The organism is Falsiroseomonas sp. CW058, from assembly GCF_050563535.1.
Taxonomy (GTDB): domain Bacteria; phylum Pseudomonadota; class Alphaproteobacteria; order Acetobacterales; family Acetobacteraceae; genus Falsiroseomonas.
On the sequence record NZ_JBNXUO010000013.1, the window covers coordinates 44500 to 69755 of the forward strand.

Genomic DNA, 25256 nt, shown 5'->3' on the forward strand with positions numbered 1-25256 from the left:
CAAATCGTCGCGCAAGGTCGCGTCAGATCACCTGGTAGCGGGCCTTGGCCGCACGCTCGATCGCGCCGGCGATCAGGCGGTCGATGTCGAGACCGATGCGGAGATCCTGCAGGAAGCGCAGCTCCTCCTGCGTGGTGTCGCCATCCGCCGCGCAGACCTCGCAGGCGAGGAGGTAGGCGGTCTCGCGCAGGCGCATCGGCAGGGCGTCGCGGATCAGCGTCAGCGCGCGGTCGAGGCCATCGGTGCGGGCGAGGAGCTTGGCGACCGAATCGGTCACCGTCTCGATCTCGCTGCTGTGGAAGTCCGAGAAGGCGGGCAGTTCCTGCACGAGGCGCGACATCATCGCGAGTTCGGCATCCGACATCGGGCCGTCCACGACCGACATCAGCACCATGGCGCAGACCAGGGCCTCCTGCGCGGAGAAGGGCGCGACATGGGTTTCGGCGCGGCTGGGCATGGCGTGGTCTCCGGCATCCTGTCGCCGTCTCCCTCGCGCGGCGGGCGGCCGCGGTCAAGGCGCGCGGGCGTCAAGGCTCCGACAGGAAGCCCCGCGTCTCCGCCACCGCGTCGCGCAGGCCGAGGCGGCGCACCACCACGCCGTCCGGCAGCCCCGCCAGCAGGCGCGACGGGCAGGAACGGTCGAGCAGGACGAAGACGCCCTTGTCGTCCCCCCGGCGAATCAGCCGCCCGAAGGCCTGGCGCAGCCGGTGGCGGGCGATCGCGTCGTCATGCGCCTTGGGCTGGCCTTCCGACAGGTGGGTGCGGCGTTCGCGGTGCAGGATGGAGGGGCGCGGCCAGGGCACGCGGTCGAAGACCAGCAGCCGCAGCGACCGGCCCGGCACGTCCACCCCATCCCGCATGGCGTCGGTGCCGAGGAGGCAGGAATTCTCCTCCGCGCGGAAGACGTCGACCAGCGTGGCGTTGTCCATGGCGTCGATGTGCTGGGCGTAGAGCGGGATGCCGCGCGCCGCCAGCGGTTCCGCGATGCGGCCATGCACGTCGCGCAGGCGGCGCACCGCGGTGAACAGGCCGAGCGCGCCGCCGCCCGACGCCAGGAACAGCGCGCGATAGGCGCCGGCAAGCTGGCCGGGATCGCCCTTGTCGATGTCGGTGACGACCAGCGCGCGGGTGCGCGCGGCGTAGTCGAAGGGGGACGGCACGGCGGCGCGGATGGCGGGCGCGGGCAGGTGGGCCGCGCCGGTCCGCGCCTCCGCCCCGCGCCAGGCGGCTTCGGTGTCGTCCCCCGTCGCCTCCGCCGCGTCGCGCAGCGTGGCGGAGGTGATGAGCACGCCATGCGCGGGCGCCGCCACCGCCATGGCGAAGGGCTGGGTGGGGTCGAGGTGGTGGCGGAACATGCCCGCATCCACGTCCCGCCCCTCGCGCCGGTCGAGCGCGAACCAGTCCACGAAGCCGGGCCGGGTGCCGGGCGGGCGCGGCGGGTCCGCCAGCGTCCCCAGCATGGCGCCCCAGGAGCCGAGCGGCGTCAGCGCGCGGCGTTCCAGCCCGCGGCAGGCGGCCTCGATGCGGATGCGGTCGCCGACCTCGAGCTCCTCCGCCTCGTCCTCGAGCCGGGCGGCCAGCCGGTCCCGCAGGGTCTGGAGCGGCGCCTGCAGGCGGCGGAGCGCCTCGGCCAGCGCCTCGCCGGCGGCGGCCACGCCCTCGTTCAGCGGGTGCAGGTCGCATTCGATGCCGTAGCCGAGGTCGTCGTCGCGGGCGCGGGCCAGCACCTGCCGGCGGACGGCGGCCAGGAATTCCTCCGCCGCGCCGCGGCCATCGGCCTCGCCCAGGCGCGAGGGCCAGCCGGGGCCGGGCAGCGCGCGCGCGGCCTGCAACGCCTCCTCGAGCGGCATCAGCAGGTCGGGGCGGTCGCCGACCAGCTCCTCCAGCCGCCGCGCGAGCCCCCGCGCGCGGGACCGGCCGCCTTCGGCGCCGAGCAGCCAGCGGCGCAGCTCCGCCGTCTCGCCGCCCGTCAGGTCGGCGGAGAAGGCGGCGTCCGCCGCGTCGAACAGGTGGTGCCCCTCGTCGAAGACCAGGCGCAGCGGGCGGCTGTCCTCGCCGCCGCCGAGCGCGGCCTGGATCATCACCAGGGCGTGGTTCGCCACCACCAGCGTCGCGACCTTCGCGCGGCGGATCGAGTGTTCGACGAAGCACTGCTTGTAGTGGCCGCAGGCGGAATGGATGCATTCCCCCCGCCGGTCCGCCAGCGGCCAGACGGCGTGGTGGCCGAACAGCTCGCTCAGCCAGCCGGGGAAGTCGCCGCCCATCAGGTCCCCGTCGCGCGTCGCCAGCGCCCAGCGCGCGACCAGCGCCAGCGGGAGCGTCTGCCCGGTCATGGAGGCGGAGCCGACCGCCTCCTCCATGTTCAGCAGGCACAGGTAGTTCTCCCGCCCCTTGCGGACGACGACGCGGCGGCGGCGTTCCGCCGGGTCGGGGTAGAGCCGCGCCGTCTCCTGGTCGATCTGGCGCTGGAGGTTGCGGGTGAAGGTGGAAATCCAGACCGGCGCGCCGTTGCGCTCGGCCCAGAGGCTGGCGGGGGCGACATAGCCGAGCGTCTTGCCGGTGCCGGTGCCGGCCTCGGCCAGCACCAGGTTCGGCACGCCCTGCGCCTCCCGCGCCTGGAAGGCGGCGGCGGCGGCGGAGGCGTAGTCGGCCTGCTGGGGGCGCTGCTCGGCGCCCTCGCCGAGGATGTCGGCCAGGCGGCGGCGCGCCTCGGCCGGGGTGATGGGCTGGTGGGCGGGGGGTGGGGGCGGCGCCTCCTCCTCCCAGTCGGGCAGGCGGCGCCAGACCTTCAGCGGGTCGAGCGAGGCGCGGGCATCGGGCTGGCCGAGGGCGGCGAGGACGGACCGCGCCCAGGGCCAGTCGGCATCGGCCGCGAGCTTCTGCGCCAGCATCGCCGCATCGCGGTTCAGCGGCGCGTGGCGCCCGGCGGCCAGGTGCCGCAGCAGGGCGGTGGCAAGCTCCGGCAGCAGGGCGGCCGCCGTCTCGTCATCCGCCGGCGGGTCGCGGTCGAGCGCGATGGCAAGGCCGCGCGGCGTCGGGGCCGCGGGATGCGCCGGGCGGCAGAAGGCGAACAGCTCCAGCAGGTCATGGCTGGGGAAGGGACGCAGGCCGAGCCGCTTCGCGGTGGCGGGCGCATGGACCAGCAGCGGCGGCGGCAGGTCGCGCAGCCGCCGCCCGATCTCGGCGGCGGGCAGCGTCAGGATCTCGCCATCGGGCGTCAGCAGCGCGCCATGGCCGAAGCCGGCGACGAGGGCAGGCGCCTCGGGCAGCAGCAGGCGGGGCTGGCCAGCCGCCGCGGCGGCGCGGGGGGCGCTCATGCCGCCCATGTGGCGGCGCGGCGGGCGCGGGCAAAGGGGAAGGGCGACATCATCCCGCCCCACGCGGCAGGACCCCCCGCCCCACCCCCTTCCCGCGGGCGGGGAAGGCAGGGGCCGGGCGGGGAAGAGGCCGTGCCTGGGGTCAGGCCGCGGCCTTCAGCGCGGGCATGCGTTCGGCGATCTGCACGGCGTTCAGCGCCGCGCCCTTCAGCAGCTGGTCGCCGCAGACGAAGAAGTCGAGCCCGTGGTCGCCGAAGACGAGGCTCTGGCGGATGCGGCCGACCTCGCAGTCATCCTGGCCGGTGGCGGTCAGGGGCATCGGGTAGAGCTTCGCCGCGGGGTCGTCCACCAGCTTCACGCCGCGGGCGGCGCGCAGGACCTCCCGCGCGGCGTCGGGGGTGACGGGGCGCTCGGTCTCGATCGTCACGCTCTCGGCATGGACGCGCATGGTCGGGATGCGGACGGCGGTGCAGGAAACGGGAAGGTCGGGCAGGCCCATGATCTTCCGGGTCTCCCACACGACCTTCATCTCCTCCCGCGTGTAGCCGTTCGGCTGGAAGGAATCGATGTGCGGGATGACGTTGAAGGCGATGGGGTGGGCGAAGACCTCGTTGCGCGCCTTCTCCCCTTCCACCAGCACGCGCCGCGTCTCGCGCTCCAGCTCGGCCATGCCCTCGGCGCCGGCGCCGGAGGTGGCCTGGTAGGTCGAGACGATGACGCGCTTCACGCCGAAGGCGGCGTGCAGCGGGGCCAGGGCCACGACCAGGATGGCGGTGGTGCAGTTGGGGTTGGCGATCAGCCGCGCATCGCCGGCCGCGGCCGCGTTCACTTCCGGCACCACGAGCGGCACGGCGTCGTCCAGTCGGAAGGCGGAGGAATTGTCCACCACCGCGACGCCCGCCGCGACCAGGCCCGGCGCGTGCTGCTTCGCGAAGTCGCCCGACACCGCGAGCAGCGCGAGGTCGAGCCCGCGCGCGGCTTCCGGCGTGAACTCCTCGATCGCGATCTCGCCGAAGGGGGTGGCGACCCGCGTCCCGGCCGAACGGCCCGAGGCGAAGAGGCGGAGTTTCGTCACCGGGAAGCGCCGCCGCCCCAGGACCTCCACCAGCTCCCGCCCCACCGCACCGGTGGCGCCGATCACTCCGACCCGCATCGCAGGCTGCTCCCTTCCGTCCCGCCGGGCGGAAGGCCCGCGGCAGCGGCGGCATAGCGCAAAACCCGGGCCGGGGCCAAATGCGCGAAAACGTGGCCAGCCCTGCCGGCGGCGGTGGCACCCCGGCCGGGGTCGCCTCCCCCGCCCGGCCCGCCTATAAGGCCCGTCCGCCAGACCGCATGAGACGCAGCAGCCCATGACCGCCCCCGACCTCTCCACCGTGAAGGCCTGGCCGTTCGAGGAGGCCCGCAAGGTCGCCGCCCGGGTCCAGGGTTCGGGCAAGGGCTCGGCGCTGTTCGAGACGGGCTACGGCCCGTCCGGACTGCCGCATATCGGCACCTTCGGGGAAGTGGCGCGCACCTCCTGGGTGCGGCACGCCTTCGGGCTGCTGACCGGCCTGCCCTCGCGCCTCGTCGCCTTCTCGGACGACATGGACGGGCTGCGGAAGGTGCCGGACAACGTGCCGAACCGGGAGATGCTGGCGCGGCACATCGGCCGGCCGGTGACCGCCATCCCCGACCCCTTCGGCACGCATGAGAGCTTCGGGCACCACAACAACGCCCGGCTGCGCGCCTTCCTGGACCGCTTCGGCTTCGACTACGAATTCGCCTCCTCCTCGGACTACTACCGGTCGGGCCGCTTCGACGCGGCGCTGATCCGCATGGCGGAACGGCACGAGGAGGTGCGCGGCGTGATCCTGCCCACCCTCGGCCCCGACCGGCGCGCGACCTATTCCCCCTTCCTGCCGATCCACCCGAGGACCGGCGTGGTGATGCAGGTGCCGATGGAGGAGGTGCGGCCCGCGGAGGACCTGCTGGTCTGGACCGACCCGGAGACGGGGGAGCGGCACGGCACGCGCATCACCGGCGGGCATTGCAAGGCGCAGTGGAAGGCGGACTGGGCGCTGCGCTGGCACGCGCTCGGCGTCGACTACGAGATGTCGGGCAAGGACCTGATCGACAGCGTGCGCCTGTCCTCGCGCATCTGCGCCGTGCTGGGAGGCGAGCCGCCGGTGGGCTTCACCTACGAGCACTTCCTCGACGAGGAAGGCGGCAAGATCAGCAAGTCCAAGGGCAATGGGCTGACCATCGAGGAATGGCTGCACTACGGCCCGCCGGAAAGCCTGAGCCAGTTCATGTACAACCAGCCCTCCCGCGCGAAGCGGCTGTTCTTCGACGTGATCCCCCGCGCGGTGGACGAGTACCTGCAGAACCTGGACCGCCTGCGCGCCAACCCCGCGCCGGACAACCCGGCCTGGCACATCAACGGCGGCGCGACGAACGACGCGGGATCGCCGGTGTCCTTCGCGATGCTGCTGAACCTGGCCAGCGTGATCAACGCCGACCGGCCGGAGATGCTGTGGGGCTTCCTGCGGCGCTACGCCCCCCATGCCAGCGCGGAGACGCACCCGATGCTGGAGCGGCTGGTGGGCCATGCCGTCGCCTACTACCGCGACCGCGTGCTGCCGACGAAGCGGCACCGCCCGCCGACGGAGGGCGAGCGCGTGGCGCTCGCGGCGCTGGCCGCGAGCCTGCGGGACCGGGTCACCGACCTCGGGGCGATGCCGCCGGAGGACCAGGCCCGCGCCATCCAGGACCTGGTCTACGACGCCGGCCGGCGCGAGCCCTTCCTGGAGCCGGCGAAGGATGGCGGGCGGCCGGGCGTGTCCCGCGCGTGGTTCAACGCGCTCTACCAGGTGCTGCTGGGCCAGCCGGAGGGGCCGCGCTTCGGCGGCTTCGTCGCGCTCTACGGCATCGAGGCGACGATCGCGCTGATCGAGGGCGCGCTGGCGCAGGACGCCGCCCCGGCATGAAGGCCCTGCTGCCGCTGCTGCGCAAGCACGGGATGACGGTGTTCGGGCTCCTGCTGCTCGTCGCCGCGGTCTTCGTGGTGCAGAAGGAATTCCGCACCCTGTCGGTCGCCGACATCCGCCGGGCGCTGGGCGCGATCCCGACGGCGTCGCTGTGGATCGCGGCGGGCTGGACGCTGCTGGCCTATGCGGTGCTGACCATCTACGACCGGCTGGGCAGCGTCTATGCGGGACATCCGGTCAGCTACGCGCGGACCTCGCTGGCGTCCTTCTGCGCCTACACGCTGGCGCACAACCTGGGCTTCGCCGCGGTGTCGGGCGCCGCCGTGCGCTACCGCTTCTATGCCGCCTGGGGGCTGCCGCCTCTGGCCATCGCGAAGGTGGTCGCCTTCACCAGCCTGACCTTCGGCCTCGGCGGCTTCGCGCTGGGGGGGCTGGTGCTGGTGGTGGAGCCGGAGGTGGTGCCCGGCCTCGGCGAGCATGTGCCGCACCTCATCATGCAGGCGCTCGGCCTCGTCATGTGGGCGATCGTCATCGCCTACGTCACCATGTCGCGCATCCGCAGCCATGTCGTGATCCTCGGCCACCGGATCGACCTGCCGGGCTTCCGGATGGCGGTGGCGCAGACGGTGCTGGCCAGCGTCGACGTCGCGGTGACGGCGATGATCTTCTACACGCTGCTGCCGCCGGCGGAGGGGCTGACCTTCCTCCATTTCCTCGGCATCTACATCGCCGCCTACATCGCCGGCATCGCGGCGAGCCTGCCGGGCGGCATCGGCGTGTTCGACACCGCCATCCTGATCGGCCTGCAGCCCTGGCTGAGTGCGCCGGAGGTGATCGGGGCGCTGCTGGTGTTCCGGCTGTACTACTACGTCGCGCCGCTGTTCATCGCGGGCATCCTGTTCGCGGGCTTCGAGGTGGCGCAGCGGCGCCACCTGCTCGGCCGGTTCGGGGCGGAGCAGCGGGTGGCGGATGCGCTGGAGGTGCCGGCGACGGCCGGGCTGGTCGGGCTCGGCGGGACGGTGCTGCTGTTCCTCGGCGCGCTGCCGACGCGGGGCAGCGCGATCGACGAATGGGCGGGCTACGAGGCCGCGGTCGCGTCGCAATTCGCGGCCTCCATCGTCGGGTCGCTGCTGCTGGTGATGGGCTACGGCCTGCTGCGGCGGCTGAAGCTCGCCTGGGGCATGGGCGTGCTGCTGCTGCTGAACGGCGTGCTGATCTGCCTGCTGCGGGGCGAGGCCTGGTGGCTCTGGGGCGCCTTCCTGCTGGTGGCAGCGATCCTGGCCGCCATGCGCAGCGCCTTCTACCGCGAGGCGCGGCTGATCGGGGAGCCGCTGGGGGCGGAGACGCTGGTGCCGCTGGTGGTGGTCGGGCTCGGCGCCATCCTGCTGGCGATGGTGTCCTATGGCGGACGGGTCGGGGAGGAGAACTGGCTGCAGGTCGTCGTCTCCCCCCTCGCCTCGGACAGCCTGCGCTTCACCGTGGGCCTGGCCGCGCTGCTGGTGCTGGTGGGCACGGTGCGGCTGCTGCGCCCCGCGCGGCTGGCTCCGGAACCCTGGGACGGGGCGACGCGGGCGCGGCTGCTCGCGCTCGGCGCCGTCGCGCCGGAGGCGGCGGATGGCGCGGTGTTCGGGGAAGGCGGACGCGCCGGCTTCGCCTTCGTCCGGCGCGACAGCGTGTGGCTCGCCCTCGGCGACCCGGTGGGGGAGGAGCGGGACCGCGTCTCGGCCATCTGGCGCTTCCGCGACATCTGCGACCGCGCCGGGGTGGACCCGGCCTTCTGGCGCGTCACCCCCGCGCTGCTGCGCGTCTACGGCGACATCGGGCTGACCGCCTTCCCGCTCGGCGCGCCGGGGATCGGGGAAGCGCAGCGCTACCTCGCCTGCCGGGCGGAACGCGATCTCGAGAAGCTGATGCCGCTGCTCCCGCAGGAGCCGTCGCAGGCGATGCGGCGGTAGCGGGTCCGCCGGCCATCGGCGGGCTTCCGCCGATGCGGCGGGCCGGGGCAGTCTTGCCGCAGGGGGCATGCAGAAGCACCCCGGGAGGACAACCAGGATGAACCGCCGCACCCTGCTCATCGCCGCGGCCGCGGGCCCCGGCCTGCTTGCGGCCCCCGCGCTGCGCGCGCAGGATTTCAACCAGACCATCCGCATCATCGTCCCCAACGCGCCGGGCGGCACCAGCGACATCCTGGCGCGGCTGATCGCGCCGGCGCTGGCGGCGCGGGCCGGGCAGAACGTGGTGGTGGAGAACCGCGCCGGCGCGGGCGGCAACATCGGCGCGGACGCGGTGGCGAAGAGCCGCCCCGACGGGCACACGATGCTGCTGCTCGACGTGTCGGTGCTGGCGACCAACCCCTTCCTGTTCCAGCGCATGCCCTTCGATGCGGAACGCGACCTGGCGCCCGTGCAGATGATGATCTACGCGCCCTACATCCTGGCGGTGAACAACGCCCTTCCCGTGCAGGACGCGGCAGGGCTGGTGGAGCATGCGAAGCGCAACCCGGGCCGGCTGAACGCCGCCAATTCCGGCACCGGCACGCTGTCCCACCTGGTCGCGCTGTCGCTGGCCGCGGCCTGGGGCACGACGATGGAGCACGTCCCCTATCGCGGCGGCGCGCCGGCGCTGCTGTCGCTGGTGTCGAACGAGGCGAACCTGACGATGGCGGGCGCGACGCAGTCCATGCCCCATGTGGTGAACGGGGCGATGCGCGGCATCGCGGTGACGGGGCCGCGGCGCTTCCCGAACCTGCCGGACCTGCCCACCTTCCGCGAACTCGGCTGGCCGGAGCCCGATGCCGGCACCTGGCAGGGGCTGCTGGTGCAGGGGCAGACCCCGCCGGCCATGCTGGCCCGGCTGGAGCGGGAGGTGGCGGCCGTGCTGAACGAACCCGCGATCCGCGCGCGGATCGGTGAGCTGGGCGGCGAGGTGCAGGCGGACGGCGCCGCGGCGTTCCGCGCGCGCCTGGCCGAGCAGACGGCCGCCTATGGGCGCATCATCCGCGCCAACGGCGTACGGCTCGAATAGCGGGGCGACGGGCGGGCCTCCTGCATCCCGCCTTCATGTTTGCACGCAAACGCCCCGGCAGGTCCCGCTCATCCGTGCCGGCCTTCGGCAAGCCGGCTGGCGCGGATGTGCTCCAGGGCGGTGCCGCTGCCGTCGAACGGCGTGTCGACGCGACCGACCATGAGGTCGGTGCCGGAAGCGTCACTCCGCCCGGATGCCACGGCTGCGGACGAGGTCCCCCCAGCGGCGGAATTCTTCCGGGAAGAGTGCGGCAAAGGCAGCGCGATCGGCGCTGGCCGGCAGGACGCCGAATCCGGCGATGCGCTCACGCAGGGCAGGGTCGGCCATCGCTTCCTGCAGCAGCGCAGCCATGCGCTCGACGCTCGCGGCCGGGGTGGCGCGCGGGGCGAGCAGGGCCTGCCATCCATCCACTTCCAGCCCGGCCACGTCAGCCTCGGCGAAGGTGGGAGTTTCGGGCAGCCCGGCCAGGCGAGCCGGCCCGGCGACAGCGAGCGCCCGCAGGCGGCCGGCGCGAATGTGCGGCAGGACGGTGGAGAGCGTCAGGAAACCCAGTGCGACGGTGCCGTTCAGAAGATCCGGCATCAGCACGCCCTCGCCGCGATAGGCGACGCTCTCGATCGCCGTGCCGGTACGGGCGTTGAACAACTCGGTCGCCAGGTGGGAGAGCGTGCCGTTGCCTGAATTGGCCGCGGTGATCGCGCGCGGCCCGGCCTTCGCCGCGGCGACGAGGCCGGCGACGTCGCGGATCGGGGAGGAAGCGGGGACCACCGCGACGAAGGGCGTCGAGCCGACGAGGCCGAGCGGCACGAAGTCCCGCACCACGTCGTAGGGCACGGGCTGCGCCTGCAGGTGCGGCACGATGGTCATGCTGACCGAGCCGAACAGCAGCGTGTGCCCGTCGGCAGCCGCGGCCGCGGCGCCGGTGCCGATGATGCCGCCGGCGCCCGCGCGGTTCTCCACCACCACGGGCTGGCCGAGCCGTGGGGCGAAGACCTCCGCCAGCATGCGCGCCAGCCCGTCGGCGGGGCCGCCGGCGGCGAAGGGGACGATGATCCGGACGGGGCGGAGGGGCCAGTCGGCGGCCCGGGCCGGCAGGGCCAGCAGCGCGGGGAGGCAGAAGGCGGCGCGGCGCGTGATCATGGCAGTTCCTTCACGGCAGGATCGCGCCATCCCGGCGCAGGCGGTCCTGAAGGCGGGGGAGGTCCGTCGTGGCGAGCGTCGCATTGCCGCGCAGCGCCTGGGCGGCCGCGGTTCCGGCGGCCTGCCCCATCGCCATGACGGTCGGCATCACGCGTGTCGCCGCATGCGCCTTGTGCGTGGCGGAGATCCCGCGCCCCGCGACAAGCACATTGTCCAGCCCATCCGGCACGAGGCTCGCGAAGGGGATGGCATAGGCGTGGTCGTCGCCGAACTCCTCGAACTGCAGCCCGGCGCCTTTCGCCGGGTGGATGTCCATCGGATAGGCGCCCCATGCGATGCGGTCGGGGAAGACGTGGCCGGCGCGGAGCTCGGCCTCCGTCAGGACGTGCCGGCCGGCGATGCGGCGGCTCTCCCGCACGCCGAGCACGGGCGCGAGGGCGACGAGCCGCCCCTCGGCACAGCCCGGTATGCGATCCCGCAGGAAGGACGCGGCGGCAAGCGCCTGCCGGCGGCCTTCCATCTCCGCCGCCGACAGCGCGAGCGGGTCGGTGGCGTCGAGGGCGATGCGGGAGATGTTGAACCAGGCGTCGCGCGTGCCCTGGATGAAGCTGCCATGCAGCGCGGCGCGCGCCAGCCGCCCCTCCGCCACGCCCTGCCGCGCCAGCGCCGCCAGCTCGGCGCCGGGAACGGCGGCGAAGGCATCGAGGTCGATCGGACCGAAGCGGAACATGGCGGTGGCGGGCTGGGCCGTCTCGCCCTCCTGCAAGGGCAGGAAGGCAGCACCGGCGGCGGCCAGCAGGTCGAGGTCGCCGGAGGCGTCGATCACCATCCGCGGGCGCAGCGTCCAGGGCCCGGCCTTGGTCAGCAGCCGGACGGAGACGATGGTCTCGCCCGCGCGCTCCGCGTCCAGCAGCGCGGCGTGGAACAGCACCCGCGCGCCGGCCTCCGTCACCATCGCGTCGAGCGCGCATTTCAGGATCTCGGGGTCGTACTGCACCCGGTCCATGACATGGCCGGTGGACATGGTGAAGCGCGCATGCCCGTCGCTGGCCCCGAGGGCGACGAGGCGCCCGACGATCTCCTCCGCGATTCCGGCCACGACGCGGCGACCGGCGGCGGTTTCCCAACCCACGAACTGCCCGACGGCTGCGGCGGTCGCGGCGCCGCCGAGGAAGCCTTGCCGCTCCACCAGGAACGTCTCCGCACCGGCGCGTGCCGCGGCGATGGCGGCCACCGCGCCGCCCATGCCGCCGCCCACCACCAGCACCTCGGGCAGGAGGGTCGTCATCGTGCGCCTTTCATGTCGGCGGCCGGTAGCCGGTGCGCGTGCGTGGCGTCAGCGCGCCGTAGCTCGGCCATGCGATGGGCGCGCCCAGTCGGTGCAGCGCCGCCTGGAATTCGGCAAGCAACTCGGGCCTCGACCGCACCGCCCGTGGCGGCACGCCGCGCGCGAGGGCGAAGGCGGCGAGGGCGCCGCTCGCCTCGCCGATGCTCCACTCGTTCTGGTGGACGCGCGCGGCGCCGTTCGTGATGCGCGTCGTGCCGAGGTTCTTGCAGGCGGGCAGCAGGTTCTCGACCCGCACCGGCAGCAGCGCGCCGAGCGGGACCTGGAAGGGGAAGGTGTCGATGTCCACCGTGTCGCGCGTGCCGACCGTGCTGGGATGCAGGTCGATGCGGTAGGCGCAGATCGCCACGCTGTCGTGGAACGGCTCCGCCGACGTGGCGCCGGGCCGGGCCGCGACGCCGATATGTCCCTCCAGCAGACGCTGCTCGGGCACGATGCGGTAGCCCTCGCGCCAATAGACGTTCTGCGCGAGCCCATCCGCGGTGCCCAGCACGTCGCCGCGGGGCTTCAGGCCCGGATAGCCCGTGCCGCCATCGTGCCGCGGCGCCTCGGTCTGCATCCAGTGGAGGAACGAGAGCGTGCAGCGCCGGCATTCGTCGAGCGCCAGCGCCGCATCCGCTGCGGGCACGCCGAGCGCGGGGCGCCACCAGTAGTCCATCTGCGGCCAGTTCGCGACCGTGATGTCGCTGTCGTAGAAGCCGGGCTCGAATCCGCGGCGCCAGGCGATGCGGCGGGCATGCCACAGGTCGAACAGCGTCGGCGCGTCGCTGTCGCCGGCGAAGAGGGGGCGGTCGAGCGGTTCGTGCGTGACGTGGTTGCTGACGGTCCAGCCGAAGAGCGGCCCGGGCCAGAAGGGCGGTCGGAAGTCGCGGAAGGCCGCGTAGCCCTCGGGGCGGGGGATCGTGTGGTCCTCGCCGGGATGGTGGGACAGGGCCATGCACCAGGTCAGGGCCTGCTGATCCAGCGGGTCCGCGGCCCCCTCGATCGCGTGCAGCTCGCCGGTGTCGTCGCGGCTCTCGGCGCCCAGCGCATGCTCGACGCCGGCGAGCGGCAGCAATTCGCCCGTCTCGGTCGCGTCCAGGACCAGCGCGGCCTCGACCGTCGTGTCCCGCCCGGTCAGGAGGTCGCGCAGCGTGACTGCGCGGATGCGGTCGCCCTCCGCATGGGCGGCGACGGGCTTGTGGCGGCGCAGGACCGTCAGGCGTCCCGCGCCCTGCCAGGGGCCCAGCATCTCCTCGATCACCCGCACCGCGACGGCAGGCTCGGCGCAGAGCGTCCCGACATTGCCCATCCCGGGATTGAAGGGCACGGCGCGGCGCTGCGCCTCGGTCAGCGGATAGCGGCGGCGATACCCGTCGCGGATGCCCTCGCGCAGCGCGGCGTAGGAGCGGGAGCCGACCCCGCTCTCGATCCAGGGCCCCTCGTCCAGCGGCACGCCCTGGCTGGTGAGCTGGCCGCCGAGCCAGGGGAACTCCTCGGTCAGCACGACGTGGCGCGCGCCGAGGGCGAGGGCCGAGAGCGCCGCGGCGATGCCGCCGAGGCCGCCGCCGACGACCAGGATCCCGGCGCGCCCGCCGCGTTCCATGGCGCTCAATCCGCCCGCAACCCGAGCTCGCGGATCAGCCCGCCCCAGCGCGCCGTCTCCGACCGGACGAGCGCGGCGAAGTCGGCGGCGGAGCCGCCGAGGCGTTCCAGGCCGAGGTCGCGGATGCGCGGCTCGACCGCAGGGCTGGCCAGGGCCGCGTTGATCTCGGCGTTCAGGCGCTCGACCACCGGCGCCGGGGTGGCCACGGGCGCCATGACGCCGAACCAGCCGATGACGTCGAAGCCGGGCGCGACGGTTTCGGCGAGCGTCGGCACCTCCGGCACGCGCGGCGAACGGCGCGCGGAGGTGACGGCGAGGGCGCGCATCCGCCCGCCCTCGATCTGGCCGGTGGCGGAGGAGAGTGTGTCCACGAGGAAGTCGAGCTGCCCGGCCAGCAGCGCCGTCTGGCTCGGCGCGGAGCCCGGGTAGTTCACCGCCTCGGCCTGGATGCCCGTCGCGCGCTGCAGCAGGATGGCGGACATCGCTGTCAGCGTCGCCCCGCTGCCGCCCGCGCCGAAGTTCAGCGCGCCGCGGCGCGCGCGGGCATCGGCCACGAGATCCGCGATGCCGCGATGGGGCGAATCCGCCCGCACCAGCACGACGTTGGGCGTGGCGGCGAGCGAGGCGACGGGCGCGAAATCGGCGTCGGGAGAATAGGGCAGGTTCGGGTAGAGCGCCGAAGTCCCGGCATGGCCGCTGGTGACGAACAGAAGGGTGTGGCCATCGGCCGGGGCACGCGCGACGGCCGCGGCGGCCAGGGTACCGCCCGCGCCAGCGCGGTTCTCCACCAGCACGGGCACGCCGAGCGAGGCGGCAAGCTGGGTCGTGATGAGCCGGGCAAGGGTATCGGCCGGGCCGCCGGCCGCGAAGCCGACGACCAGCCGCACCGGCCGGTTCGCGGGGAAGGCCGCCTGCGCCGCCGCATGCCGTCCAGGGCTGGCCAGCAGGGGCAGGGCAAGGAGCGGCAGGAGCTGACGGCGATTCATGGCTTCCTCACCCCGGGACGGCAGGTCACGGCCCCGATCACGGTTGTTCATCCTGTTAAACGCAGCCCTGCCGGATGGCAAGAACGCCTGCCGGCAAGCCCAAATCCAGACGGGATTCAACGGGCGGCCTTGCCTTTGTTCAACAGGCTGAACAGAGTGCCCGCATGGAAACCCCCGCGGCGCCTGCCGCCCCCTCCGCCCTTCGGGCTCTCGACCTGCTGGCCCTGCTCGCCCGGACGGGACGGGCCATGACGCATGCCGAACTGGCGGCCACGCTGGGAGTGCCGAAGAGCAGCCTCACCCTGCTGCTGCGGACCCTGGCCGAGCGCGACTACGTGATCGCAGAGGGCCGCGGCTGGCGGACCGGCCCGGCCGTCGCGGCCCTCGCCGCCCCGCCGACGCCGGCCTTCGATCTGGCGCGCGTCGTGCAGCAGATCCTGCGCCGGCTTTCCGAGGCCGTGGACGAAAGCGCCGGCTTCGTGGTGCCGGAAGGCGCTGCGGGCCGCGTCCTGCTCTCCGTCAACGCGCGGCACCCGCTGACCTACGCCTATCGTACGGGGCAGCTTCTGCCGCTGCATGCGACGTCCTCGGGCAAGGCGATCCTCGCCGCCCTGCCGCCGGCGCGCAGGGCAGCGATCCTCGGCGGGATGCAGTATCCGGCCTTCACGCCGCGGACGATCACCGACCCCGTGGCCCTGGACACCCAGCTCAGGACACTGGGCCGCACCGGCCTCGCCTACTCCTTCGAGGAGCGGCACCTCGGGATCATCGGCATGGCGCGCGCGGCAACCATCGGCGCACGCCTGCTCGGCGCCTTCAACGTCGCCCTGCCTTCGGCGCGCTTCTCGAAGGAAGCGGAGGAGCGCATCGCTGCCGCGCTTGCCCACGCGACGACCACCCTCCGAGAGCGGGCCGGGTCCGGGCGGGGGTGACCGGAAGCGGACCCGTGCTTCGGCCTGGGCAAGGACCTCCTCCGGCCCGGACGGGACACCGGCGGCGTCCGACATACTTTGTCATGAACCCGAGCGGCGCCGTCGCATAACCGGTGACAGAAAACAGGCTCACCGGAGTTTGCCGATGCGCCTGCCGCTGATCCTTGCCCTCCTGCTCGGCCTTGCCTGGCCCGCCGCCGCCCATCCCGGGCACGACGAGGAGGCTCCGCCGGTGGCGGCGGCGCTCCCCCGGGCGGAGGCCCACAGCGAGGCATTCGAGATCGTCGCGGTGCTCGGCCCCGGCGGCGTCCTGACCGTGTGGCTCGACCGCTGGGCGGACAATGCGCCCGTGGACGGCGCCGTCACCCTGACCATCGACGGGCAGGAGGTCGCGGCCGAGCGCCAGGGCATCGGGCTGTTCGTCGCCCGCCACGCGGCCTTGGCCCAGGCCGGAAAGCGGGACATCGTCTTCACCGTGGCCGCGGGCGAGGAGATGGACCTGCTCACCGCGTCGCTCGACGTGCCGCAGCCGCCCGCCGCGCCGGCCGCCGGGGCCGGCGTCATGGCCCTCCTCCGGGACGGCACGGTGCAGGTCGCGATCGGCCGGGGCTCCGTCCGGCGGCCTCTCCCGCCGATGGTGGAGGAGGGTCCTGCCATCGAGCCGGCCCTCGTCGCCACGCTTCCGAAGCCGGCGGTCCCGCGGCGGGCCGCCGCGCTCGCCCTCGCCCTCGCAGCCGGCGCGGCGCCGGCGCGGGCCGACCTGCACGGCACGGTCCCGGGCGCGATCGTGCCGTCGGAGGCTCCACGGCGCCTGGACGACGGGGCGATCTTCGTCCCGAAGGCCTCCCAACGGCTGCTGACCATCCGGACGCAGGTCACGGAAGCCGGCGAGGCCGCCGCTGCCGTCCGGATGGTGGGCAACCTGGTGCCCGACCCCAACGCTTCCGGCCGCGTCCAGCCGGGCCAGACCGGGCGGCTGGAACCGGGCGAGCGCGGCTTCCCGACACTCGGCCAACGCGTGGAGCGCGGCCAGGTGCTCGCCTACGTCACGCCCACCTACACGGCCGCCGAGCGCGGCGGGCTGATCCAGAACGCGGCCGAGCTCGATGCGCAGATCACCATCCTGGAAGCGCGCGTGCGCCGCCTGGTCGCGCTGCGCGGGACGGTGGCCGAGCGCGACATCCAGGACGCCCAGGCCGAACTCGCCGGGGCGCGCCAGCGCCGCACCGCGATCCAGCCGGCGCTGTCGGGGCGGGAGCCGCTTCCCGCCTCTGGGTGGAGGCGCTGGCCTTCGACCGGGCGGCGCTGGACCGGGTGACGGGCGCGACCGCCCGGAGGTGAAGGGCGTCGGCCGCCGCACCGGCCGCGCCGAGCTCGACGAGCACGCGGAGGGTGTCCATTCCTCCGAGCTCGACCTCGACCTGCGCGAGGGCGGGCGCCCGCGGGCGGAGGTGCTGGCCGATATCCGGGGCCGGCTCTCCGCGCTGCCGGCCTCGGTCAACCTCGGCCAGCCGATCAGCCACCGGCTCGACCACATGCTCTCCGGCGTGCGGGCGCAGATCGCCCTGAAGGTCTTCGGCGACGACCTCGACACACTGCGGGCGCTGTCGGAGACGCTGCGCGCGCGTCTGGCGGCCAACGTCCCCGGCCTCGCCGACCTCCAGCTCGAACGGCAGGTACGCGTCCCCCAGCTCCGGATCGCCGTGGACCACGAGCGGGCGGCGCTCTACGGCGTCTCCGCCGCCACGCTGACCGAGATCATGCAGTCGCTCACCGGCGGCACCGTGGTCAGCCAGATCACCGACGGCGTGCGGCGCTTCGACGTCGTGCTGCGCCTGGCCGACGAGGACCGCACCACCGCGCGCCTCGCCGAGGCGCTGGTCGAGACGCCGGGCGGCCGCGTGCCGCTGCGCATGCTGGCGCGCGTGGAGGAGGCGGACGGCCCGAACCAGATCCTGCGCGAGGGGGCGCGCCGGCGGATGGTCGTGCTGGCCAATACCGCGCCGGGCGCCGACATGGCGGCCGTGGTTGCGGCGATCCGGGCCGAGGTCGCTCGGGTTCCGATGCCGCCCGGCTACACCGCCAGCCTGGAAGGCACATTCCAGGCGCAGGAGGAGGCGATGCGCACCATCGCGGTGCTGGCCGCCATCTCGCTCTCGCTCATCTTCGTCGTGCTCTATTCGCGCTACCGGTCGGCGATGCTGGCGGCCATCATCATGGGCAACGTGCCGCTCGCCCTCATCGGGGCGGTGGCCGCGCTCTGGATCGCCGGCCAGCCGCTCTCGGTCGCCACCCTCGTCGGCTTCGTCACGCTGACCGGCATCACCACCCGCAACGGCATCCTCAAGGTCAGCCACTGCCTCAACCTCGCCCTGCACGAGGGCGAGCGCTGGGGCCTGGCGCTGGTGCTGCGCGGGTCGGCCGAGCGGCTGACGCCGGTGCTGATGACGGCGCTCTCGGCGGGCCTCGCGCTGATCCCGCTCGCCATCGGGGCCGACGCGCCGGGCAAGGAGATCCTGCACCCGGTCGCCATCACCATCCTCGGCGGGCTCGTCAGCGCGACGCTGCTCGACACCTTCGTCACGCCCATCCTGTTCCACCGCTTCGGCCGCCCGGCCCTGGACCGGCTGCGGGCCGAGGCGGCGGCACGTGCCGCCGTGCCCGTTCCCGGCCGGGCGGATGTCGGGGATGAGCAGCCCCGGCGCGAATTCCCCCGACAGCCGGGGCTACATGGAGGCGATGACGCGCATGCAGCACGGCATGGGCATGCCCATGTCGGGCAATGCCGACCGCGACTTCGTCGCCATGATGATCCCGCATCACGAGAGCGCCGTGGAGATGGCGCGCGTGGTGCTGCAGCACGGCAGCGACCCCGAGGTCCGCGCCCTGGCGGAGGCCATCATCGGCGACCAGGAGCGCGAGATCGCGCAGATGCGCAGGCTGCTCCAACGCCTGCCCGGCCGGTGAGGAGCCGCGTCATGCTCACGCGACGCACACTCGGCATCGGCGCGGCCATCTTCGCGGCGGGTCGTGCCGTGGCGCAGCCGCTGCGCGTCGAGGTCTGGCGCGACCCGAATTGCGGGTGCTGCTCCGGCTGGGTGAAGCACCTCCGCGACGAGGGCTTCGCAGTCGAGGATCGCGTCGTCTCCTCGGTGGCGCCCATCCGCCGTATGCTCGGCACCCCCGCCGACCTGCTGTCCTGCCACGCCGCGCGCGTCGCCGGGTTTGCGCTGGAGGGGCACGTCCCGGCCCTGGCCGTGCGCCGCCTGCTGGCCACGCGCCCGGAGGGGATCGTGGGCCTTGCCGTCCCGGCGATGCCGGTCGGCTCGCCCGGCATGGAGGTGCCCGGCCAGGCGCCGGACACCTACGACGTCATGGCATGGCGGGCCGATGGCTCGCACGCGCCCTTCATGCGCTTTACCGGCGCGCGCCCAGCCTGATGCGGGCCTGAAGCGCCCTGCACGGGTGCCGGGCGGGACCCTCGGCGCCCGGTCGATCGGTCCCGGAGGACAAGGCCATGAGGAAGGTCACGAGCATTCCGGTCGCCGCCCTGCTCGCGCTCGGCATCGCGAGCGGCGCGACCGCGCAGGCCCCGGCGGCGGACGACGCCGACCATGGGGCGCACCACCCGGACACCGCGCAGGTGGCACCCCAGCCAGCGCCCCAGGCCCCGCCGGCGCCCGGACGCGGCGCGCCGGGCATGGCCGGGCCCGGCGGGATGATGGGCGGGCCCGGCGAGATGATGGGCCAGATGATGCAGCAGCGGATGGCGACCGCCGCGATGCAGCCCTTCCGTCGCATCGAGGGCCAGCTCGCCTATTTCCGCGCCGAGCTGCGCATCACCGACGCCCTGGCGCCGCAGTGGAACACCTTCGCGGACGTCGTCCGCGCGCAGGCCGAGCGGCTCCGCGCAGCGACCCGATCGGCGATGTCGGGCGGCCCTGGCCCCCTCCCCGCGCCGCAGCAGATGGAACGGCGCATGGCGCTGCTGGCCGCCCATCTCGAGGCGATGCGCGCCGTCTCGGCCGCGGCGGGGCCGCTCTACGCAGCGCTGTCGGAGGAGCAGCGGCGCACGGCCGACGAACTGATGGCCGAGCACCTCCGCGGCATGCGGATGGGGATGATGTGACGTGAGCGGGGGCCACGCCCGCGGGTCGCACGCACATGCCGGACATGGCGACGCCACGGCCCCCGTGAAGGACCCGGTCTGCGGGATGGCCGTGGCCCCGCGAGGACGCCGCACCGCGCCACGCATGGCTGGGCCGAGTACCATTTCTGCTCGGCGGGATGCCGGACCAAGTTCGTCGCGGACCCGGCGGCATATGTGGGAACGAAGCCCGCGCTCCGGGCGGAGCCGGTTGCGCCCGGCACGATCTACACCTGCCCGATGCACCCGCAGATCCGGCAGCCCGGCCCCGGCAGCCGCCCCATCTGCGGCATGGCGCTCGAGCCGGAGATGCCCACCGCCGGGGCGGGGCCGAACCCGGAGCTGGCGGACCTCACCCGCCGCTTCCGGATCGGCCTCGCGCTGACGGTACCCGTGTTCCTGCTGGAGATGGGTGGCCACCTGACCGGGATGATGCACCTGGTCGGCGGGCCGCGCGTCGGCAACTGGATCCAGCTCCTGCTGGCCACGCCGGTGGTGCTCTGGGCGGGCTGGCCATTCTTCGAGCGCGGATGGCGCAGCCTCGTCACCCGCAGCCTGAACATGTTCACGCTCATCGCGCTGGGCACCGGCGTCGCGTGGGTGTTCAGCGTCGTTGCCACCCTCGCCCCCGGCATCTTCCCGGCGGCCTTCCGCGCGCCGGACGGCTCTGTCGCGGTCTGTTTCGAGGCAGCGGCCGTCATCGTGGTGCTGGTCCTGCTCGGCCAGGTGCTGGAGTCGCGGGTACGGGAGCGGACGGGCGGCGCCATCCGCGCGCTGCTGAACCTGGCGCCTGCCGTCGCCCGGCGCATCCGGCCGGACGGCGCGGAGGAGGAGATCCCGCTCGGCCTACAATGCCGCGGGCGTGCCGGTCGCGGCGGGGGTGCTGTATCCGTTCCTCGGCATCCTGCTCTCGCCGGTGATCGCGGCGGCCGCCATGGCATTGTCCTCGGTCAGCGTCGTTGGGAACGCGCTGAGGCTCCGTCGCATTCGGCTGACGTAACCGGCGCCCACCCGCCGATGATACCCGGCTCACGAAGTTCCGACCTGCGGCCCGCGAAGCGGGCCGAGCGCCCGAACGGGCGCCGCCGCAAGTGCGGCGAAGCCGAGCGCCGGAGGCCCGCCGCGCCCGTCATACCGGCCGGCGTTGAAGGTGATCCGATGGCGGCGGGCGAAGCCCGCCGAGCCGCCGGATGGCGGCCGCCGCATCTGCGGCGAAGCCGGGGGATGCGGATGCGGCCCGCCCGGCGTCTGAGGGGCGTGAATGTGTCAGCATTCACGCCGGTCAGTATGAAGCATGAAGTGCGCCAGCACCTCATGAGCCAAGTATGAGGCGCCGCGGCACGGCGACGACACTTCCTTGGCGGGCGTGCCGGGAACTCTCCCTCGGGATCCTTGCCTGCCGGACCGGTCATGCCGCGGTCGCCGCACACCTGCCCTGGTCGGGGCAGGTCACGCAGCCGGAGCCGGGAACGGTCGGGGAAGGGGGTCGACTTCGCAGGCCGTGCAGGGGGGCCGCCCCGGCCACCTCGCCGCGCCCGGTCTCGCCCGGCCTCATGCCGCCCTCCCCTCGCCCACGGCCCGCGGCATTCAAGGGTTGAACGCCACCGCCCCCGTGCTGGCCACGTCGTAGCCGCCCATGCGCCGTGCCCGCGCGGCGAAGACCGGCCCGCGCGCGAAGCCGAGCAGCGCCTGCATCGGCGCGCCGAAATAGTGCCGCCGCTCCATCACCAGGTCGAAGCGCTCGCGGATGAGGGGAACGAAGCAGAGCCCGCGCGCCGCAGCTTCCGCACGGATGCCGAAGCCCGCATCGGCGCGGCCCTCGGCCACCGCCGCCGCGACCTCGTCCTCGGAGAGCGCCGGCTCGGGCAGGAAGGCGATCCCGTCGAGCCGGACGCCCGCCTCGGTGAGGAGATGGGTCAGCAGCACATGGCTGCCCGCCCGCGGCTGCCGGCCGGCAACGCGCACGCCGCCGGTCAGGTCGCGCACCTCCGCAAACCCGCGCGGATTGCCGGGTGGCACGATGAGGCCCTGTTCCCGCCAGGCCCAGGTGATGCCGACGGCGGCGCGCCGCGGCAGCATCTCGCGCACCGCAGGCTCGTTCCATGTGCCGCTGTCCGGGTCCAGCAGGTGGCTCGCGGCCACCTGCGCCGTGCCGGCCGCCAGCTCCGCCAGCCCGTCCAGGCTGCCGCCGGCGCGGGTGGCAAGGCCGCAGCCCGATTGCCGTACCGCCCAGTCCAGCAGGGGATCGTGGCTGCCGGCGAGGATGGGCGGCGGGTCGAGCCGGTGCGCGACATCGGGCCCGTCCGCCTGCGCCGCGAGCCAGCGTTCGAGCTGCGCGCGGGGGAACAGCCACTTCCCGCCGACCTGGGCGGCAGGCAGCCGCCGGCTTCGCGCCAGCTCGTAGAGCGACCGCTCCGACAGGCGGAGCCAGGCCGCCGCCTCCTTCATCGTCAGGACATCCGGCATCGGTCGGCAAAATCCGGCAGGATCCGCTTTGGCGTCAAGCTCCCCGGTCGATTGACGCCCCGACCTGCCGCCAGCAAGTAGGAGCGCAGCTGGAGAACCATGTGAACGACCTTGGCAGCGCCTTCTCGACCGCGATCGGCCTGGTCGCCTCCGCCGATCCGGCGGTGGTGCAGATCGTGCTGCTCAGCCTGCGCGTCAGCCTGACGGCAGTGGCCGTCGCGGCGCTGGTCGGCCTGCCGCTCGGCGCCCTGCTCGCCGTGGCGCGCTTCCCAGGCCGGGGCGGCGTCATCGTGGTGCTGAACGCGCTGATGGGGCTGCCGCCGGTCGTCGCGGGCCTGCTGATCTACCTGCTGCTGTCGCGCTCCGGCCCGCTCGGGCCGCTCGGCCTGCTGTTCACGCCGACCGCCATGGTCATCGCCCAGGCCGTGCTGATCACCCCGATCCTCGCCGCGCTGACGCGCGGGGTGCTGGAGGGACTGTGGGAGGAATACGCCGAGCAGCTGCGTTCCTTCGGCGCCGGCCCGTGGCGCGCGGTTCCGACCCTGCTGTGGGACGGGCGGTTCATGCTGCTGACCGTGCTGCTCGCGGGCTTCGGGCGCGCCGCGGCGGAGGTCGGCGCGGTGATGGTGGTGGGCGGCAACATCGAGGGCTTCACCCGGGTGATGACGACCGCCATCGCGCTGGAGACGAGCAAGGGCGACCTGCCGCTGGCACTCGCGCTCGGCACCGTGCTGATGACGATCGTCGTGGCGGTGAACGCGCTGGCGCAGGGCCTGCGCGATGCCGCCGCCCGGTGGGCGGGCTGATGCGCGCGCCCGACACCGTCCTGCCGCTGCGCGCCGAGGGCCTCGGCTTCGTCGCGGGCGGCGTGCGCATCCTGCGCGGCGTCTCGCTGGCGATCGAGGCGGGTGCGCCGACGCTCCTCATCGGCCCGAACGGCGCGGGCAAGTCCGTGCTGCTGCGCCTGCTGCACGGGCTGCTCGCGCCGACCGAGGGGCGCATCGCCTGGGGCGGCCTGCCCGGCACCGCGGCGCGGCGGCAGGCCATGGTGTTCCAGCGCCCCGTGCTGCTGCGCCGCTCGGTCCTGGCGAACGCCGTCTATCCGCTGCGGCTCTCGGGCATGGCGCGGGCCGAGCGCGAGGCGCGCGCGCGAGAGGCGCTGTCGCTGGTCGGCCTCGCCGCCCTGGCGGACCGTCCGGCGCGCCGGCTCTCGGGCGGGGAGGGGCAGCGCCTCGCGCTCGCCCGCGCCGCCGCGCTGCGCCCGGAGGTGCTGTTCCTCGACGAGCCCTGCGCCAGCCTCGACCCGGCGGCGACGAAGGCGGTGGAGGAGATCGTCGCCGCGCTCGCCGCGCGCGGCACCAAGATCGTGATGACGACGCACGACCTCGGCCAGGCGCGGCGTCTCGCGGGCGAGGTGGTGTTCCTCCATCGCGGCCGCGTCACGGAACACGCCCCGGCCGCCGCCTTCTTCGCCGGCCCCGCCACGCCGGAGGCCGCGGCCTTCCTGCGCGGCGAGCTGGTCTGGTGACCCCTTCCGACAGGAAAGCCCGGAGACACGGCATGTTCTCGACGCTTCGACGCAGCGTGATCGCCGCAGCCATCGCCGCGACGGCCGCCCTGCCCGCCGTCGTGCCGGGGCGCGCGGACGCCCAGGCACAGGGGAAGTTCATCACCGTCTCCTCCACCACCAGCACCGAGCAGTCGGGCCTGTTCGGGCACATCCTGCCGATCTTCACGCGGGAGAGCGGGATCACCGTGCGCGTCGTCGCGCTCGGCACCGGCCAGGCGCTCGATGTCGGCCGGCGTGGCGACGCGGACGTGGTCTTCGTGCATGACCGCGCGGCGGAGGAGCGCTTCGTGGCGGAGGGCTTCGGCGGCCCGCGACGGCATGTGATGTTCAACGACTTCGTCATCACCGGCCCCGCCGCCGATCCCGCCCGCATCGCCGGGCTGCGCGACACGAACGAGGCGCTGCGCCGCATCGCGGCCGCCCGCGCGCCCTTCGTCAGCCGCGGCGACCGCAGCGGCACGCATGCCGCCGAGCTGCGCCTGTGGGGGATGGCCGGCGTCGATCCCGCGCAGGGCCGCGGCCAATGGTACCGCGAGGTCGGGCAGGGCATGGGCCCGGCGCTCAACACCGCCGCCGCCCAGGGCGCCTACATCCTGACCGACCGCGGCACCTGGCTCAGCTTCCGCAACCGCCAGGACCAGCGCATCCTCGTCGAGGGCGACACGCGGCTGTTCAACCAGTACGGCGTCATGCTCGTGAACCCGCAGCGCCACCCGCATGTGAAGGCCGCCGACGGCGAGCGCTTCATCGACTGGATCCTCTCGCCCGCCGGCCAGTCCGCGATCGAGGGCTACAGGATCAACGGCGAGCAGCTGTTCTTCCCGAACGCGAGCCGGCCGGAGCCGACTTCCTGAGGCGAGGGACCTGCTGCCGGCCGCGTGCCCCCTTGCGGCACGGCGCGGGGCGGCCGATGAGGCGGTCATGCTGATCCATCGCGACATCCCGGGCCTGCGCGCGGCCCTCGGCGCCTGGCGTGCCCGCGGCGCGCGCATCGGCCTCGTGCCGACCATGGGCGCGCTGCATGACGGCCACCTCTCGCTGGTGGCGGCGGCGCGGGCGGCGGCGGATGTGGTCGTCGCATCCATCTTCGTGAACCCGACCCAGTTCGGGCCGAACGAGGACCTCTCCCGCTATCCGCGCGACGAGGCAGGCGACCTCGCGAAGCTCCGCGCCGCCGGCTGCGACCTGGCCTGGCTGCCGACGGTGGAGGCGATGTACCCGCCGGGCGGCGCGACCGCCGTCGAGGTGCGCGGCGTGTCCGAGGGGTTCGAGGGCGCGGCCCGGCCCGGCCATTTCCGCGGCGTCGCCACCGTCTGCACGAAGCTGTTCCTGCAGACCGGCGCGGATGCCGCGGCCTTCGGCGAGAAGGACTGGCAGCAGCTGCAGGTGGTGCGCCGCGCGGCGCGCGACCTCGACATCCCCGTCCGCATCCTGCCCGTGCCGACGGTGCGGGAAGCGGACGGGCTCGCGCTGTCCTCGCGCAACCGCTTCCTCAGCCCGGGGGAGCGTGAGCGCGCGCCGCTGCTGCACGCATCCCTCCTCCGCGCGGCCGCGGCCATCGCCGCCGGCCGGGACGCGGCGGAGGCGCTGGCGACCGGGGAGGACGCGCTCCGGCGCGGCGGCCTGATGCCGGACTACCTGGCGCTGGTGGAGGCGGAGACGATGCGGCCGCTCGACCGCGCCGCGCCGGGCACCGCGATGCGGATCGTCGCCGCCGCGCGGCTCGGCACGGTGCGGCTGCTCGACAACGTCGCGGTGCCCTGACCGGGGGGCGGAAT

General features: G+C 74.2%; 21 protein-coding genes and 1 pseudogene. 14 read left to right on the plus strand and 8 right to left on the minus strand.

The window, feature by feature from the left end:
• Positions 1 to 22 precede the first annotated feature (22 nt).
• The 3 genes from ACK8OX_RS12400 to ACK8OX_RS12410 form a co-directional block, all read right to left on the minus strand.
• Complete coding sequence (locus ACK8OX_RS12400) at positions 23 to 457, minus strand: tellurite resistance TerB family protein (RefSeq protein ID WP_430664413.1); 435 nt, start codon at positions 455 to 457, stop codon at positions 23 to 25.
• A 70-nt stretch (positions 458 to 527) separates the two neighbouring features.
• Positions 528 to 3317: an ATP-dependent DNA helicase gene (locus ACK8OX_RS12405; protein WP_430664415.1), complete on the minus strand. Its 2790-nt coding sequence runs from the start codon at positions 3315 to 3317 to the stop codon at positions 528 to 530.
• A 142-nt stretch (positions 3318 to 3459) separates the two neighbouring features.
• Positions 3460 to 4470 (minus strand): aspartate-semialdehyde dehydrogenase, encoded by a 1011-nt coding sequence (locus ACK8OX_RS12410; protein ID WP_430664416.1) that lies wholly within the window; start codon positions 4468 to 4470, stop codon positions 3460 to 3462.
• A gap of 196 nt (positions 4471 to 4666) precedes the next feature.
• Between ACK8OX_RS12410 and ACK8OX_RS12415 the strand changes: the two genes are divergently transcribed.
• The 3 genes from ACK8OX_RS12415 (at position 4667) to ACK8OX_RS12425 (ending at position 9307) form a co-directional block, all read left to right on the plus strand.
• Positions 4667 to 6283, plus strand: a complete 1617-nt coding sequence (locus tag ACK8OX_RS12415) for a lysine--tRNA ligase (protein ID WP_430664418.1) — start codon at positions 4667 to 4669, stop codon at positions 6281 to 6283.
• Positions 6280 to 8238 (plus strand): phosphatidylglycerol lysyltransferase domain-containing protein, encoded by a 1959-nt coding sequence (locus tag ACK8OX_RS12420; RefSeq protein WP_430664419.1) that lies wholly within the window; start codon positions 6280 to 6282, stop codon positions 8236 to 8238. The genes ACK8OX_RS12415 and ACK8OX_RS12420 overlap by 4 nt, the downstream gene beginning before the upstream one ends.
• A gap of 97 nt (positions 8239 to 8335) precedes the next feature.
• Positions 8336 to 9307: a Bug family tripartite tricarboxylate transporter substrate binding protein gene (locus ACK8OX_RS12425; RefSeq protein WP_430664420.1), complete on the plus strand. Its 972-nt coding sequence runs from the start codon at positions 8336 to 8338 to the stop codon at positions 9305 to 9307.
• 180 nt (positions 9308 to 9487) lie between these two features.
• Here ACK8OX_RS12425 and ACK8OX_RS12430 read toward each other — a convergent pair whose 3' ends face one another.
• Genes ACK8OX_RS12430 through ACK8OX_RS12445 form a run of 4 tightly spaced genes read right to left on the minus strand, consistent with a single transcriptional unit; the run spans position 9488 to position 14363 of the window.
• A complete protein-coding gene (locus ACK8OX_RS12430; protein ID WP_430664421.1) occupies positions 9488 to 10447 on the minus strand; it encodes a Bug family tripartite tricarboxylate transporter substrate binding protein in 960 nt (319 codons plus the stop codon).
• A gap of 10 nt (positions 10448 to 10457) precedes the next feature.
• Complete coding sequence (locus ACK8OX_RS12435; protein WP_430664423.1) at positions 10458 to 11735, minus strand: FAD-dependent oxidoreductase; 1278 nt, start codon at positions 11733 to 11735, stop codon at positions 10458 to 10460.
• A 10-nt stretch (positions 11736 to 11745) separates the two neighbouring features.
• Positions 11746 to 13377, minus strand: coding sequence for an FAD-dependent oxidoreductase (locus tag ACK8OX_RS12440; RefSeq protein WP_430664424.1), 1632 nt, complete (start codon positions 13375 to 13377; stop codon positions 11746 to 11748).
• A 5-nt stretch (positions 13378 to 13382) separates the two neighbouring features.
• The gene (locus ACK8OX_RS12445; protein WP_430664425.1) at positions 13383 to 14363 is read right to left on the minus strand and encodes a tripartite tricarboxylate transporter substrate-binding protein; all 981 of its coding nucleotides are present in this window, start codon (positions 14361 to 14363) and stop codon (positions 13383 to 13385) included.
• A 164-nt stretch (positions 14364 to 14527) separates the two neighbouring features.
• Here ACK8OX_RS12445 and ACK8OX_RS12450 point away from each other — a divergent pair, with 164 nt between their 5' ends.
• From ACK8OX_RS12450 to ACK8OX_RS12480, 7 genes and pseudogenes are all read left to right on the plus strand, one after another.
• A complete protein-coding gene (locus ACK8OX_RS12450; protein ID WP_430664426.1) occupies positions 14528 to 15295 on the plus strand; it encodes an IclR family transcriptional regulator in 768 nt (255 codons plus the stop codon).
• Positions 15296 to 15440: 145 nt separating this feature from the next.
• Positions 15441 to 16613: a hypothetical protein gene (locus ACK8OX_RS12455; RefSeq protein WP_430664428.1), complete on the plus strand. Its 1173-nt coding sequence runs from the start codon at positions 15441 to 15443 to the stop codon at positions 16611 to 16613.
• Between the two features lie 19 nt (positions 16614 to 16632).
• Positions 16633 to 17883 (plus strand): annotated as a pseudogene (locus ACK8OX_RS12460) (efflux RND transporter permease subunit); the annotation flags it as partial.
• A gap of 184 nt (positions 17884 to 18067) precedes the next feature.
• Positions 18068 to 18262 carry a DUF305 domain-containing protein gene (locus tag ACK8OX_RS12465; protein ID WP_430664511.1) on the plus strand — a complete coding sequence of 65 codons (195 nt, stop codon included), beginning with the start codon at positions 18068 to 18070 and terminating at the stop codon, positions 18260 to 18262.
• 203 nt (positions 18263 to 18465) lie between these two features.
• Positions 18466 to 18735, plus strand: a complete 270-nt coding sequence (locus tag ACK8OX_RS12470) for a DUF411 domain-containing protein (protein WP_430664512.1) — start codon at positions 18466 to 18468, stop codon at positions 18733 to 18735.
• A gap of 77 nt (positions 18736 to 18812) precedes the next feature.
• Positions 18813 to 19424: a Spy/CpxP family protein refolding chaperone gene (locus ACK8OX_RS12475; RefSeq protein ID WP_430664429.1), complete on the plus strand. Its 612-nt coding sequence runs from the start codon at positions 18813 to 18815 to the stop codon at positions 19422 to 19424.
• A gap of 258 nt (positions 19425 to 19682) precedes the next feature.
• Positions 19683 to 20771 (plus strand): heavy metal-binding domain-containing protein, encoded by a 1089-nt coding sequence (locus ACK8OX_RS12480; protein ID WP_430664430.1) that lies wholly within the window; start codon positions 19683 to 19685, stop codon positions 20769 to 20771.
• Between the two features lie 258 nt (positions 20772 to 21029).
• On the opposite strand, the gene ACK8OX_RS12485 is transcribed toward ACK8OX_RS12480, so the two are convergent.
• A complete protein-coding gene (locus ACK8OX_RS12485) occupies positions 21030 to 21908 on the minus strand; it encodes a substrate-binding domain-containing protein (RefSeq protein WP_430664431.1) in 879 nt (292 codons plus the stop codon).
• A gap of 101 nt (positions 21909 to 22009) precedes the next feature.
• Here ACK8OX_RS12485 and ACK8OX_RS12490 point away from each other — a divergent pair, with 101 nt between their 5' ends.
• The 4 genes from ACK8OX_RS12490 (at position 22010) to panC (ending at position 25242) form a co-directional block, all read left to right on the plus strand.
• On the plus strand, positions 22010 to 22714 hold the full coding sequence (locus ACK8OX_RS12490; protein WP_430664432.1) for an ABC transporter permease: 705 nt from the start codon (positions 22010 to 22012) through the stop codon (positions 22712 to 22714).
• Positions 22714 to 23436: an ATP-binding cassette domain-containing protein gene (locus tag ACK8OX_RS12495; protein WP_430664433.1), complete on the plus strand. Its 723-nt coding sequence runs from the start codon at positions 22714 to 22716 to the stop codon at positions 23434 to 23436. Before ACK8OX_RS12490 ends, ACK8OX_RS12495 begins: the two co-directional genes overlap by 1 nt.
• Positions 23437 to 23468: 32 nt before the next feature.
• Positions 23469 to 24332, plus strand: coding sequence for a substrate-binding domain-containing protein (locus ACK8OX_RS12500; protein WP_430664435.1), 864 nt, complete (start codon positions 23469 to 23471; stop codon positions 24330 to 24332).
• A gap of 67 nt (positions 24333 to 24399) precedes the next feature.
• Entirely contained in the window at positions 24400 to 25242 is an 843-nt protein-coding gene (gene panC / locus ACK8OX_RS12505) for a pantoate--beta-alanine ligase (RefSeq protein WP_430664437.1), read from the plus strand.
• The last annotated feature ends 14 nt before the right edge of the window (positions 25243 to 25256 follow it).